Source organism: Eisenbergiella sp. OF01-20 (assembly GCF_003478085.1).
Lineage (GTDB): Bacteria > Bacillota > Clostridia > Lachnospirales > Lachnospiraceae > Eisenbergiella.
Genome location: NZ_QUES01000049.1, coordinates 12,831 through 26,887 on the forward strand (window position 1 = coordinate 12,831; position 14,057 = coordinate 26,887).

Consider the following 14,057-nt stretch of genomic DNA (forward strand, 5'->3'; position numbering starts at 1 on the left):
TCTCCTAATTGTTCTTATTTTTAAACATTTTTCCATACATAATTACAGTTAATACTAAAATCAGTCCAAACAGAAATTCCGATAAAGCAGTGGCATACCCTAACCTGTTCTGGGTCGAAAAAGCGCGGGTATATACATATGTGACCAATGATTCAGTCGTATAGTTAGGTCCTCCTCCTGTTGTAGTAAAAATAATGTCAAATACCTGCAGGGAACCTATCAGCCTGGTAATTAATATGAAGGAAAAGGTAGGCATGATTATTGGAATCGTAATTTTGAAGAACTGTTTTATTTTAGAGCAGCCGTCCAAATCAGCGGCTTCATATAAATCCTTCGGCACATTCTGCATTGCAGAAACGAAGATAATTGTAGATATTCCGAACGTCTTCCATACAGACATGAATATTATTACATAAATGGTAATATCTGGGGAATTCAGGAAATTGACTCCTCTTATTCCCATAAGCTCCAAAAAATATGTGAAAATTCCTACTGACGAATGCAGGAACATTCTCCACATGATAGCGACCGCCGTTGCAGAGCATATAATCGGAAGGAAATAAATTCCCCTGAATATTTTATTCTGTACGCTGTTCTTAGTTACCAGAGCCGCCAAAATCATGGCAACAACCATCTGGATTGGAACCTCCACTACAGCGAATTTTACAGTTACCCAAAGTCCATTCCAAAACCTGGGATCCTGCAAAGCTTCTTGATAATTACCAAGTCCAATAAATTTGATATCCTTCAAAAAAATATCGGCATCGAAAGTGCTTAAAAAGAATGATGCGATCATTGGAATAATACTGAACGTCACAAGCAAAATCATAACGGGCGCAATAAACAAATATGCGATATGTGACGGCTTATTCCAAAATGCCCGAAACCTTTCCCCCAATTTCATTACCTTTCCTCCCTGTTCGCTCTTTGCTAATTTGCAATTACGTTTTAGCAATTATAATGTTAATACACATCTGTTGAGAAGTCAACGTGTTTTTCATATTTCAGCAGTGAAATTTTATCTGTTTCGAATGGGAAGCCATTCGTAAAACGTCTTCTTTAGATAGGCATCCCAAAAAATCCAGTCATGTGAATAACCTTCCGGTTCCTCATATGTAAGACTATACCCCATTTTTAATAAAGCATCCCTGTCTCTTCGGACAACGTCCCGTATAAAATCATCTTTCCCAACTGCCAGAAACAACTCCGGAACCGGAATTTGTTCCTGCATATTGTGTTTGGCATACACTGCCAAATCATATTCACTCCCCGGTATCTGATCCGGATTTCCAAAAGCTCCCTGTAATTTAGGCAGACTTTGTATCGTTTTAATCTGTTCAACCAGGTTATCGGTATCAATGCTGCATCCGATACCGCCGGACAGATCTACACACGCAGCATACAAGTCCGGCCTGCGCATTGACACCTCCAATGCCCCGTTTCCTCCCATCGCCATACCAACCACAAAGTTATCTTCCCTTTCCGGCGAGGACGCAAATAAGGAACGTATCAAAACAGGCAGTTCTTCCGTAATATATGTAAAATAACGAATCCCATATTTCGTATCCAGAAAAAAACTATCCTTCACCTGCGGAGTCACAGTCATAACATTATTCTGCTCCGCATAAAATTCCACACGGCTCATCCTCTGAAACGTAGTATCATCATCGCCGCCGCCATGCATCAAATAGACCGTAGGGAGCTTCATCCCCGGCTGATAACATTTACGTAATTTCCCCGGTTCCCCCATCTGGTTTTCTGAAGGACACGTCATATTATAAGTATACTTTCCCGTGGGATAAGTAACTGTAATATCCGTATACATTCCCAACACTTCCGAATGATAATTAAATCTTAAGACTCCCATTTATTCTCCTCTCCTTTTCTGATAAATTACAAAAAGAATCAGCATACCTCCCATTAATACTGCAATTGTCTGAAACATCATTTCATACCCCCATATTCCGGAAATACATCCTCCGATAACGGGACCAAGCGCATTTCCGATATCAGCTCCTATATAATAGGTACTGGATGCCACACCTATCCGTGATTCATCCACACTCTTAATACAGGCCGATTGCAGCGATATCTGGCCGCCTCCCTGTCCGATTGCTTTCAATAAAGCAGCTATCAGAACGGTTTTCAAAATCATTGCTTTGGAAAGCAATAACATTGATGACAGGCTTACCGCAAGTGAGACTCCTACGATCATCAAAATAGACGATCTGTCTGCCATACGCCCCATAATTATTCTTACCAGAAAAAGGCAGGCAGCATTTACGGTAAAAAAAAGCGCTATGTTTACTATCCCCCGCTCATCCCCCAATAACACCAGAAACGAACTGGTAATCCCGTTTGTCATGGAAAACATTCCTGCAGTCAAAGCATAAAAAAGGCACTCCCACGCAACCAAATACCGAAAGGAAAAGTAACTTTTATTTCTTTTTTCTGTTTTTGACGAATCATGACAGGAACTATCGTATGGGAACAAAAACAACAAAACAACGGCAAAAGCGGATATAACCGCCACGGTATAAAAAAGTGCCCGGAAGCCCATATGTTCCTTCATCGCAACACCGATAACCGGACCAATTACCTGTGAAACCACCTGGCCCAGTCCAAAATATCCAAGGCCTTCTCCCAATCTTTCTTTTGGGATAATTTCGGCAACTAAGGCCATATTGGCAGTACCGCTGATACCAAAAGAAAATCCCTGTATAATCCTGAAAAAAAGCATTACCGCCATATTTGCGGAAAAAGCATAACCCAGAAAACTAAAACAAAACACCACCGTTGCTATAATACAAATCTTTTTTTTATTCAGCGTATCACAAATCAGTCCTCCTACCGGGCGGCTGAACAATGCTGCCATCGAGAAAATACCTGCTATTGTTCCGGCCATTGCGAGTGTTCCTCCCAATTTTACAGCGTAATTAGTAATTAAGGTCGAAATCATACTGTAACTCATTGCTGTCGTTAAACTGATTAAAATTAAAAACAGATAGCCTGTCGTAAATAATTTCGCTTTATACTGCTGTTCTTTTCTCATTATCAGCCACCATATATCCTTTTTCTTATCAATTTATTTCCAGGCTCCCATCTTTTTTCCTGCGGAAATGTTTCACATATTCCCATCCGAAATATGGATCCATTTCTGCGATTTCATGACCTTTATCATGCATCATAATGTAATTATATAAATTGATTGGATCCGGGTCATTACTGTAAAAACGGTTAACAGAATACCAGTGTTCCGCAAAGCGTCCTGAAGAATACCGGATTTCTATTTCATCACCCGGAACTCCCACGCCCCCTGTTACCAAATTCCCTTTTTCCGGAGTTTTCTTTACAGGAATATGATTGTATTGCTTCCAAAAATCATATTGATGCTGCTGTGTACTTCCCCGGAATACGGGGTATGAGGGTTCTCTTGTCCCATATGTATACCATACCGGCATCCGATAATCATACTTCTCTTTCTTACTCATAGCCAGTGCCATAGGACGGATATCTGCATAATCTACTTCGGAAGGACCAACACGCTCCCCAGGCCAATTTCCATCAATCGGGCAGATTGCAGCTATAAGCTCCGGGTACACCATCGCCGTTACCATTGCCTGTGAAGAACCATTTGAAAAGCCCGACAGATATATTCTTGACGGATCAACCGGATAATTGGCAATCATATATTTGATTAATGCTGCTGAATAAGCTGCATCATCCAGTTCCTTATCATTCATAAAAATATTCCAGCTGCAGCGATTGGAGCCCCATGGATAAACGGTAATAAAGCCTTCTCTTTCTCCGATTTCATGAAATCCTGCCATTTCTGCCGCTTCCTCAGGATTATCTGACCCGCCATGAAAAAAGAGCATAAGCGGCACTTTTGTCCCTTCCGGCATACTCTTCACAGAATCGGGCACAAAAGTCAGCCATGTATGGGGCATTCCGTCTTGGTCTCCCAATTCTGTATTTTCAATAAAGTACTCCCCGTTATATTTCGCTATATCCGTTCTGTGCATCACGTTTCCATAACGTCCGGTATTCGTCCGGCGTACTTTCCGAAATAGTTCCTTCCATACCTTTTCCAGAAATACCGGACACATATCTGCCTCAGGATGAATTTCTACACATTGCAGTTGATTGAAAGGACATTCCCACCTGCTTTCATGTAATTTATGAGTTTCATTTGCACGGACAAAATAAGAAACCGTATCTTCATTTGTGTCACACAGCCAAATTGGTACAGGTGCATAAACGGCCTTTTCCAACGATTTTTGCGACAGCTCCCCTCCTATTGCCAGTACTGCGGCAACATTCTGTGGTTTACAGGCGGCCATAGACAACGCCATAGCTGCTCCCTTTTTCCCAATTCCAATAAGATAACGGGTGTCATTCATCAAGTGCCAGGAATCCATCATGGTTTCCCATGTTGGAATTCCAAAATAGGTCTGCACGGGTTCAAATTCTCTTTCCAATGTCATTGCCCCCTGCATCTGATCAATAATATCCAGATCTTTATCATAATCCCATCCATCAGTTCCCGGTTCCGGAAAAGACAATACCAGCTGCTTTTCCTGAGCCAGCTTATCCAGACCGCTTTTCTTAAGGATACCTTCTATCTTTTCTTCATCTGCTTCATCCAGCAAAACAGTCACGCTGCACCGTTTATACGGTGAATGTTTAGGAATTGGCGGAAAATAAAGGTACATTGCCCTGCTGCAGGACTCCAATGTTTTGTACAATAATCCCATAGTCTATACTCCTACTCTCTAATCTGTATTTACGGTTACTATTTTTGCATATGTTATATCTCCAGTATAAATACAATTCGCTGTTGCTAAAAGCAACTTCGTTTTAGCAATTTGTTAAAACGAAACTCTCTTTACAAGAGAGTTCTTTTTTAAACCACATTTTTTCAGCAGATATCCTTCAATTCTATTTTACACTATCCTCCAGCTCAGGAAAATCACCGCAGCTTTGTCTAATAATAAAATCAGGAACTAATATCCTGTTCATAGGTATAGAAATATTATTTTCAATCATTGTCAGCATCATTTCCAACGCACTTTTGGCCATATCCAGCATAGGCATGCGAAGAGAGGTAACTGTCGGCGTCGTATACTCCAAAGCCTCATCATCGCCTGATACAATAATCTCCATATCCTCAGGCACATGGATATTATTTTCTTTCAATGCCATGAGAACCCCTCCTATAAGTCCATTATCCATGACAAACAAAGCGGTAGGCGTGTCTTTTTGAGCCATAAAAAATTTCTTTATTTCCTGATAACCTGATTCGAAGTTTCTTTTCTCTGCAACTCCGGTCCATTCCATCCCTACTTCTATACCGAACTCTTCACACGCTTCTGTAAAACCCAGTTCCCGAAGCCTGGATCCTCTCCCCTTATTCTTCTTATTGAGAATTCCAGCTTTTTTGTGTCCTCTGGCCGCAAAAAGCTTTGCGCATTTCCGGCCTGATTCATAATCGCTGATGGAGACCCAGCTAAATTTATTGGATTGCCTGTTCATTAAAATAATCGGTATATTAAAATTCATTGCCTCCATAAACGAAAGATCATCCTCTGAAGCGCCTCCGATAATCACCCCATTATATCTATTGCTGTTCATGTTCTCTCTGAATTTCTTCAATTCATTGAATTCATATGGCTGTACTACAATCTCCACATTTAACTTACTATTTTTAGTAACCAGATAGGCACCCTGAAAAAATTTCCCCAACAACTCATCCAAAAAATCATTACACCAATACACAGCAATAATATAGGATGCCTTTTCACCAGCAGCTTGCCTTAATCTTCTTGCATTCATATTAGGCTGATAATTCATTTCCTTAGCCATGGCCTGGACACGCTGCTGTGTTGCCTTGGAAATTCTCATACTGTCTCCTCTGCCGTTTAAAACAATGGAAACAGTCCCTGGAGATAGTTGCAGTCTCTCAGCAATCTGCCGAATCTGGACAGTTGCCGTTTCTTTTTTTATATTCATATAGCTACCTCTTTTGCTTCTTTGCAATTTGCTTTTAGCATATATGATATAGTAAGCCATATTACCTAAATTGTCAACTTATTTCTTTCCGTATATCCTGACTTACTTGCGGACCTTGATAAACAAACACATCACAACAGAAGGAGGCCATGTTTTCATGAGTTGAAGTATTTAGCTCCCCGTCAGGCACCTCGCCGGACAGGGGCAGAAACCCTGCATACGTTCCCTGCACAATTCCTGCCCCAAAGATTAAAACCCTGTTATTCCAATTATGCAAAAGCTTCCACCTTGTACACCCCCACAGCCCGCTCCGGGAATCGCACGCAGACATATCTCGTCTTCTCTCCCGGCAGCTGAACCGTCAGGAAATTATCAATATTGGCTTTCTCCGAAGTATAGACGCTGCGGTATGTTTTCCGGTCATCCGTCAGCAGAATCTCATAATCCGCATTTGTCACTTCCGCGAAGACAACCACCACGCTCTGAATCTCCTTCGTGCCTTCCAGATCCACCAAAACCATACGTTCCGTATCCTCCTCTGCCGCTCTCCAGCAGGTCTTCATATCACCATTAGTCACGTTCCGGGCCGGATGCCCTTCCTCTGCGCTTGTACAGAATACCGGACGATTGATGGCTATATTGTCAAGGCTTCTGCGCTTCGGTTCATCACATACATAAGGCGGGGGCTGTAGCTCCACACGCGCGCAGCCCTCCGGCGCTTCTTCACCAAGCACCCGAATCCTGATTTCGTCACAGAGCAGTCCCTCACAAACTGCATGCACCACCGTCTCTCCGCCGTCATAAGCGCGAAGCGTGATGGCTCCAAGCCCCTGAATCAGATTTTCCTTCCCGGAAGACAGGATGAAGTTTTTACCCGTCGGAAATCTGCCCGGGCCGGAAACTACTGTAAGCTCTATCTGTGGATTACAATCGATTCTCTCACCCTCTTCATTCAGCACCTCCGCCACTATCTTCACATCCTCCGTACCGTCACATTTCATAGTATGGCTGCCCGGTGTCAGACGAACTCTGTGGGGTACGCCTTTCTTCGGTATTACCGGACGAGGGACGCCTGCCAGATTCTCACGATACCAATACCATGTATCCAGAGGCAGTCTGTAATAATCAATCATCCCCATATGTCCCATATTGCCCAGAATACTGCCATGATGGAATGCACACCACAAACACTTGCCGCTTCTCCAGGGATAGTCCTCCTCCACACCGTCTCTGTATCTGTGAATAAACTCTCCCGGACGGTCAAGCACACTGCTTCCATACTCGGATACAAAATTCGGAAATCCCGGATTCAGGAAGATGGATGCACCATCACCATTATACCCCGCAATATCACCCAGCGTATCGAAGCCTCCTCTCTGCGCACCACCCACTGCCGCCGGACGGGAATCATCCAGTACGTGACTGTACTCCACTAATTTTCTCACAAGCGCACGTGCCTTATCAAGCACTTCCAGTGCGGAGAAAAACGGTTCATTGCACATACTCCACACGATAATACTGGGATGATTGCGGTTCACCCGAATCATCTCACTAAGTGTCTGCATGCAGCTTGCCTCAAATTCTTCTTCATCTTCTTCATTCACAGGATAACCGCTTGCCGTCCAGTACCCCTCTTCTTTCACCCCTCCGGTTCCCCAGAAACAGTTCTCCGACCAAAAGAGAATTCCCTGTCTGTCACATTCTTCTGCAAAATACGGATGATGGGGATAATGGGAACCGCGGATGAAGTTCATTCCGCATTCCTTCACCATAGCGATATCCCTCGCAATGGCCGTATGCGTCACGGCATCCGACCAGCCCGCCTGATCCTGATGTACATTCGCGCCGTGAATATCATAATGCTCCCCATTTAAGAAAAAGCCCTTATCCGCCGTAAATTCAAAATATCGAATACCAAATTCCGTCTCGTAAGTATCCACGGGCACATCGTCCACATATACTCTGCTGACCATGGTATACAGATTCGGCGTATCCGGATGCCACAACTGCGGATCCGCAAGGAACTGTTCCTGTACCACCTTCGTCATATTCTTCGGCGCGATGGAAAACGCACTCTCCATCCTGCCCGCCTCTTCCCCTTTATACAGAAGGATGGATTCCAGCCTGCCGTCTGCCTGCACAAAAGAAGTATTCTCCACCTCCGTCTCCGCCACGATACGCGCCCTTCCTGCGGACACCTCCGGCGTCGTCACCCGCGTACCGTACCATGCCACGTGCACGTTCTCCTTCACGATGAGGCTCACATCCCTGTAAATACCGCCATTGAAGACATGTTCGCCTCCTCTGGGCGCGATTCTCGCATTCCACAGGTTGTTCACGCGCACGAAAATCAAATTGGCGCCGGGCCGTACAAAGGAAGTAATATCTATCAAAAATGCCGTATAACCGCCCCTGTGCGTGCCCGCAAGTTCTCCGTTCACATAGACTTCCGTGTCCTGAAAGCTTGCCTGGAACTCCAGATACAGCTTCTTCGTATCAAAACCAGTCTCTATCTGCAGCCATTTGCGGTAGCATCCATAGCCTATATAAAATTGCTTTTCCATGAAATACGGAATCCCAAAAGAATGCGGAATCCCGATATCATACCATTCCCTATCATCATATTCCGGCGCTTTCGCCTCCGGAAAATCACCATGCATGAATTTCCAGTTTCTGTTAATTAACATTTTCTGTTCCTGTTCCATTACGATTTTCTCCTGTTTTCCTTCTGTACATCCGGAAACAAAGGAAACTGATATCCCCTTTCCTGCCGCAAATCCATTCCTGATATGCAGCAGCGAAAGAGGATACGCGCCGTCTCCCAAAGCGTTTAATGTTACAGCTGCCGCCGGCTAAAACACAAATTCATATGCTTTCCCTGCTTCCAGCTCCACAGAATACCCGAATTCTTCCTTTTCCCAGGAAAGCGTTTCGTCCCGGCAGGAAATCCGCACAGGTTCCTCACCGACAAACAGCGTTCTGCGGTTCTTATCCGCACGGATTTCTGCTTTCTGCAACGTTCCGTTCTTCCATTCCATATCCACTTCCAGGCCGCCTCTTGCACGCAGGCCCTTCACCTCGCCGTTCTTCCACTTCGGAGGAAGCGCAGGCAGGAAATGCACCCCCGCGTGGCTCTGCAGCAGACATTCCGCCATACCGGACAAAAGTCCCAGGTTACCGTCAATCTGAAATACGTTTCCGGCATTCAGCAAGCTTGCCGTAAAGCTCTTTTCAAACATTCTGTCAATGGCAGTCTGTGCACCTTCTCCGTTTAAGAATCTGGCAAAGAAAGCAATATGCCATGCACCGCCCCAGCCTGTCGCTTTCGCGCCGTGTTCGATTCTGAAGTCCAGGGATTTTCTGGCCGCTTCATAGATCTCCTTATCCTTATTCCAGGAAATCTCATCCCCCGGAAATACTGCCCACAGATGAGAAGTATGTACCATATTCGGAGTGAGTTCTTTCTCTTCCCACGCCCATTCCTTCAATCTGCCTATGGAATCAATCTGATTGGGGCGAAGCTCTCTGATGATTCTCTCAAAATCCGCTTTATAAGGACTTTCGATACCCAGTATCTTCGCTGCCTCCAGACAAGCACTCATCAAGCCTCTGATGATCTGATTATCCATGGCAGGTCCTGCGCAGATCGGTGTATCGGAACCGTCTTCCAAAACAAATCTGTTCTCCGGTGATACCGAAGGGCAGGTTACCAGATACCCTTCCTTATCCTTAATCAGGAAATCCACGAAGAAGAGTGCAAACTCTTCCATCACCGGATATTCTTTTCTCAGGAAATCCTCATCCAAGGTAAAAAGATAATGCTCCCACAGATGCATTGCCATCCATGCGCCGCCCATCTGCCAGAATGCCGCCGCCGCATACATATCCTGCGTACCGCAGTCTCCATAGATGTCGGTATTGTGATGGCACATACTTCCCCTGCAGCCATACATTCTCTTCGCCACATCCCGTCCTCTTTCCTGTACCGTATGAATCAGGTCAAAGAGAGGCTCATGGAGTGTGGACAGATTACAGATTTCCGCAGGCCAGTAATTCATCTGCAGATTGATATTCGTCGTATATTTGCTCTCCCAGCTGGGACAAAACTCATGATTCCAGATACCCTGCAGGTTCATGGCCGTCGCGCCCTCTCTTCCGGCAGATACCATCATATACCTCGCATACTGGAAATACATTCCTGCTTTCTCATCCTCAGGCAGCGCAAGCGTACATCTTTCCATGTAAGAAGTGAAATCCGCAATATGGTCAGCCCTGATATCAGCATACCCTCTTGCACGCGCCGCTGCAAGAGAAGACTTCACGTTGCTGACGAAGTCTTCTTCCCTGTTATCCGTAGAAGCCGCCAGATAAATTACGACCTCGCCCGCTTCATGGGCAACCAGCTTCGCATAACAGTCCTCAATCCGTCCATCCGTCACCACAGTCAGGCCGCAGGCAAATCTTGTACCATTTTCATCCCCTTCCATCATCAGGGTATGGCCCTTTTCGGTATAGATTCTCTCACATCTGGTCACAGGCCATACGCCGGCGCTGACGAATTTCCCCGGTCTCCTGTCATCAGGCAGCCTCTGATCCGTGAAAGGGACACGATTGAGCAGCATATCCAGCCGGATTGCTTTCTCCTTATCGCTCTTTAAACGGATACAGAGTACTCTGTCCGGATTACTGACGAACATTTCCCTTGTATACCGTACGCCCTTGTCTTCATGGGAAATGTAAAGAATACCCTCTTCCATGTTCAAATCAGATACATAATTCTCACCGTCGGACTCCGGCAGCCATCCCATCTGGAACGGAAGCGCGGTATTTAACGCAAGATTGAGTTCACCCAGAGGTGAGAAATTCCTCATATTGCCAGGAGCGGATACCATATGAGAGAACATCAGCTCCTCCGCTTCTTCGAACTTCCTGTCAAGAATCAGTTCCTGGACCTCTTTCAGATGCTCTTTCGCGTTGGGATTGATTCTGTCCCTGAATTTACCATGCCACAGGGAATCCTCATTCAACTGGATTCTGTCCCTGGTAGTATGTCCGTACACCATGGCCCCCAGGAATCCGTTCCCCATAGGCGTTGCGTCCAGCCAGCGGGATCCGGCCTCTTTTCTGATAAAATGTTTCTGTACATTCATAGGAAACACCCTGCCTTTCTTTTTATAAAAAATGAGGGAGTCCGGAGGACACCCTCATTTCCAAAATGAACTTTCTTATTTCATTTTTATTTTGCTGCATTTGCCATATAAGCATCATAATACTTCTGATAGGTATCGATGTACTGCTGCACATTCATCTTCTCCAGAGTTGTCAGATACTCTTCCCACTGGGTCTCAATATCAAGATCGCCAGTGATAAACTGTACCAGAGCCTGATTTACATAACCGCCGATCTGCAGGGTTGCTTCACTGATAATCTGCGCGTCAGGGCCTTCGAATACCAGGTTGGGAACCAGGGTCTCCAGTGCAGGCTCGTAGGGCTGATACAGCTCGCCTGCCTTCTGCAGATAGAACTCGGTATCATGATCAGGATCCGGAATCATCAGTTCGCCGCGTGCTCTTGCAGAGGACCATCTTACGGATGCGTCAGCTGCCCAACGATAATGCTTGCCGTTTTCGCCGGAGTAATCCTTTGCATAGCCATTTCCAAGCCAGTCATAGTCTTCAGGAATAATCAGCTTCTCAACAGTAGGAGTTCCGCCTGCAAGGGAGGTTCCTTCATTGGTAAAGTTCCAGCCAAGGCCTTCCGGACCATAGGACTGTACATTGTTGGCTTCTGCACTTGCAAGGAAGTCCAGAAGTGCGGTTACGATTACAGGATATTCACAGGTAGAGGAAATACTTCCGATCCCCATACCAAAGTAGTTATCAAGATTCTTTGCACAAAGTCTTACACCTTCAGGGCCTTCTACAGGTGCGAATACTTCCCAGTTCTGCCACTCACCATCCTTATTTGCCCAAAACTCATCATCGGTCTGAGGGCCGCCTGCAGGGTAAACTGCTACCAGAGGCGTCTCGTTCTTCAGTGTTGCAGCGAACTGTGTATTGTCCTGTGTAAAGGTCTGAGGATCCAGAAGTCCTTCGGAATACAGCTTATTGATGTAACGAAGCGCTTCTCTGTACTCATCCTTCATTACAGAATACTCAATCTTACCATCGTTTACTACAAGACCTGCAGCGACAGTAGGATTGGTATTGCTCAGAGGGTTATTGCACTGTATGAAAGAGTTAATCATCCATACTGTAGGATCAGAAGACCAGCCGCCAATGAAACCGCTCATGGGAACTTCATCCGCAAGGCCGTTGCCGTTGGGATCTTCGTTTTTCACCTTCTTCAGGTACTCATACAGTTCATCCGTAGTCTCAGGAATATGGCCGTCGTTCAATGCTTCTACCCAAGGCATATAAATGTACATTCTGTTCTGATAACGGCAATGGAAACACTCATTGTTATCGCCGTAAGTATAAATATTACCATCTGACATAACGAGGTCTGCCCTTCTCATGGGGCTTTCTTCATTCATTGCGTTCCAGTTGGGAGCGTCTTCCAGCAGGTCGTTCATAGGAATGATTAATCCCTGCTTACCGTAGTCCTGAAGCTCGGTCTTGGTCCAACCGGTTGCCAGAAACAGATCCGGCAGATTTTTAGGGTCAGTCATTACAAGATTCAGCTTCGTCTTCGCATCATCGCCGTCTACATCATATACGAAATTCAGATGAATGTTGGTCTTTTCCTCAATCCAGTCGGTTACGTAATTGTTCTGATAGGTTCCGCCGCCAGTCAGGGATGCATAAACGAATACGTCAATTGTCAGCTTCTCTTCCAGAGGGAAGGTAACATCGCTTACGCTTTCAAATGCGAAGGCATCGCCGTTTGCAGCTTTTCCGCTATCCGTTGTCCCTCCCGCACCTGCTGCCGGAGTATCCGTGCTGCCGCAGCCTGCCAGGAGAGAAACGCCGAGCGCCAGTACGGCTGCTGATGATAGCAGTTTCTTCCCCCATAATGTTTTCTTTTTCATATTTTTTCCTCCTTAAAAAATTTTTATAAACAACGGGTCTCCCCGATTGATATATAAAATCACATGTACCTGTTCCGTACCCTCACAGTTACTCTGCAAAAATCCATCCTATTAACCCTTTACAGAACCAATCATGACACCCTTTACAAAATACTTCTGTACAAAAGGATAGATAATCATCAAAGGCAGACTGCTGATGATAATCGTTCCGTATCTTAACATCTGGCTTAAGAACTGATTTTCCATTACCACCTTCGGATCAACTGCGGAATTACCGAAATCCACCTGGGACATCAGCAGGATTCTTCGAAGAACCAGCTGCAGCGGATATTTCTCCTGGGAGTTGATATAAATCAAGGGATTGAAGTATCCGTTCCAAAGCGCAACCGCTACCCACAGACAAAGCACTGCAATAATGGGCATGGACAACGGAATAGCAATCTTTGTAAAAAACTTGAAATCAGAACATCCGTCCAGCTCCGCCGCCTCCTGCAGTTCTTTGGAAATCGTCTGATGGAAGAAGGTTCTCGCCACTATGATATTGTAAGCATTCACTGCCGTAGGCAGCACTACCGCCCAGATCGTATCGACCATGCCAAGATTGCGGACCAACAAATAAGTAGGGACCAGACCGCCATTGAACATCATGGTAAACAGAAACAGCTTCATCAGTATACTGCCGCCGCGAAAATCATTTCTGGAAAGCGGATATGCCGCAAAAAGCGTAAGTACGATACTGATAATAGTTCCCACAAAAGTATATACAATGGAATTCAAATAACCTGTCCAAATAGCATCATATTGGAATACCGTCTTATAGCTGAGCAAAGTCGGTTCTACCGGCAAAAATTTCACTCGTCCTGACATCAGCGCTTCTCCGGAACTGAAGGAACAGCTGACTACGTAAATCAACGGATACAGTACAGCAATCGAAAATAAGGCCAGTAATATGTAATTAACAAAATAAACTACCTTATCCTGTGTAATCTTCTTGTTTTTCATTTTCCCTGCCTCC

9 protein-coding genes are annotated in these 14,057 nt (G+C 45.1%); all 9 read right to left on the reverse strand.

Features of this window, described 5'->3' with window-relative positions:
* Positions 1–4: 4 nt before the first annotated feature.
* On the reverse strand, positions 5–904 hold the full coding sequence (locus DXA36_RS29815) for a carbohydrate ABC transporter permease (RefSeq protein WP_069428629.1): 900 nt from the start codon (positions 902–904) through the stop codon (positions 5–7).
* A 114-nt stretch (positions 905–1,018) separates the two neighbouring features.
* Positions 1,019–1,867, reverse strand: a complete 849-nt coding sequence (locus tag DXA36_RS29820) for an alpha/beta hydrolase (RefSeq protein ID WP_118682896.1) — start codon at positions 1,865–1,867, stop codon at positions 1,019–1,021.
* The gene (locus DXA36_RS29825; RefSeq protein WP_069154015.1) at positions 1,868–3,052 is read right to left on the reverse strand and encodes an MFS transporter; all 1,185 of its coding nucleotides are present in this window, start codon (positions 3,050–3,052) and stop codon (positions 1,868–1,870) included. It lies immediately after the preceding gene.
* Positions 3,053–3,080: 28 nt separating this feature from the next.
* Positions 3,081–4,757 (reverse strand): alpha/beta hydrolase family esterase, encoded by a 1,677-nt coding sequence (locus DXA36_RS29830; protein WP_118682897.1) that lies wholly within the window; start codon positions 4,755–4,757, stop codon positions 3,081–3,083.
* 184 nt (positions 4,758–4,941) lie between these two features.
* Positions 4,942–6,012, reverse strand: a complete 1,071-nt coding sequence (locus DXA36_RS29835; RefSeq protein ID WP_182479322.1) for a LacI family DNA-binding transcriptional regulator — start codon at positions 6,010–6,012, stop codon at positions 4,942–4,944.
* A 269-nt stretch (positions 6,013–6,281) separates the two neighbouring features.
* Positions 6,282–8,717, reverse strand: a complete 2,436-nt coding sequence (locus DXA36_RS29840; protein WP_147366660.1) for a glycoside hydrolase family 2 protein — start codon at positions 8,715–8,717, stop codon at positions 6,282–6,284.
* Positions 8,718–8,864: 147 nt separating this feature from the next.
* Complete coding sequence (locus tag DXA36_RS29845; protein ID WP_118682900.1) at positions 8,865–11,162, reverse strand: glycoside hydrolase family 95 protein; 2,298 nt, start codon at positions 11,160–11,162, stop codon at positions 8,865–8,867.
* Between the two features lie 86 nt (positions 11,163–11,248).
* A complete protein-coding gene (locus tag DXA36_RS29850; RefSeq protein ID WP_118682901.1) occupies positions 11,249–13,042 on the reverse strand; it encodes a hypothetical protein in 1,794 nt (597 codons plus the stop codon).
* A 111-nt stretch (positions 13,043–13,153) separates the two neighbouring features.
* Positions 13,154–14,044, reverse strand: coding sequence for a carbohydrate ABC transporter permease (locus tag DXA36_RS29855; protein ID WP_118682902.1), 891 nt, complete (start codon positions 14,042–14,044; stop codon positions 13,154–13,156).
* Between the last annotated feature and the right edge of the window lie 13 nt (positions 14,045–14,057).

Excerpts from the sequence above, each read along its gene's own strand:
- DXA36_RS29840 (WP_147366660.1), bottom strand. The coding sequence starts at position 8,717 with ATGGAACAGGAACAGAAAATGTTAATTAACAGAAACTGGAAATTCATG.
- DXA36_RS29835 (WP_182479322.1), bottom strand. The coding sequence starts at position 6,012 with ATGAATATAAAAAAAGAAACGGCAACTGTCCAGATTCGGCAGATTGCT.
- DXA36_RS29820 (WP_118682896.1), bottom strand. The coding sequence starts at position 1,867 with ATGGGAGTCTTAAGATTTAATTATCATTCGGAAGTGTTGGGAATGTAT.
- DXA36_RS29825 (WP_069154015.1), bottom strand. The coding sequence starts at position 3,052 with ATGAGAAAAGAACAGCAGTATAAAGCGAAATTATTTACGACAGGCTAT.
- DXA36_RS29855 (WP_118682902.1), bottom strand. The coding sequence starts at position 14,044 with ATGAAAAACAAGAAGATTACACAGGATAAGGTAGTTTATTTTGTTAAT.
- DXA36_RS29830 (WP_118682897.1), bottom strand. The coding sequence starts at position 4,757 with ATGGGATTATTGTACAAAACATTGGAGTCCTGCAGCAGGGCAATGTAC.
- DXA36_RS29815 (WP_069428629.1), bottom strand. The coding sequence starts at position 904 with ATGAAATTGGGGGAAAGGTTTCGGGCATTTTGGAATAAGCCGTCACAT.
- DXA36_RS29850 (WP_118682901.1), bottom strand. The coding sequence starts at position 13,042 with ATGAAAAAGAAAACATTATGGGGGAAGAAACTGCTATCATCAGCAGCC.
- DXA36_RS29845 (WP_118682900.1), bottom strand. The coding sequence starts at position 11,162 with ATGAATGTACAGAAACATTTTATCAGAAAAGAGGCCGGATCCCGCTGG.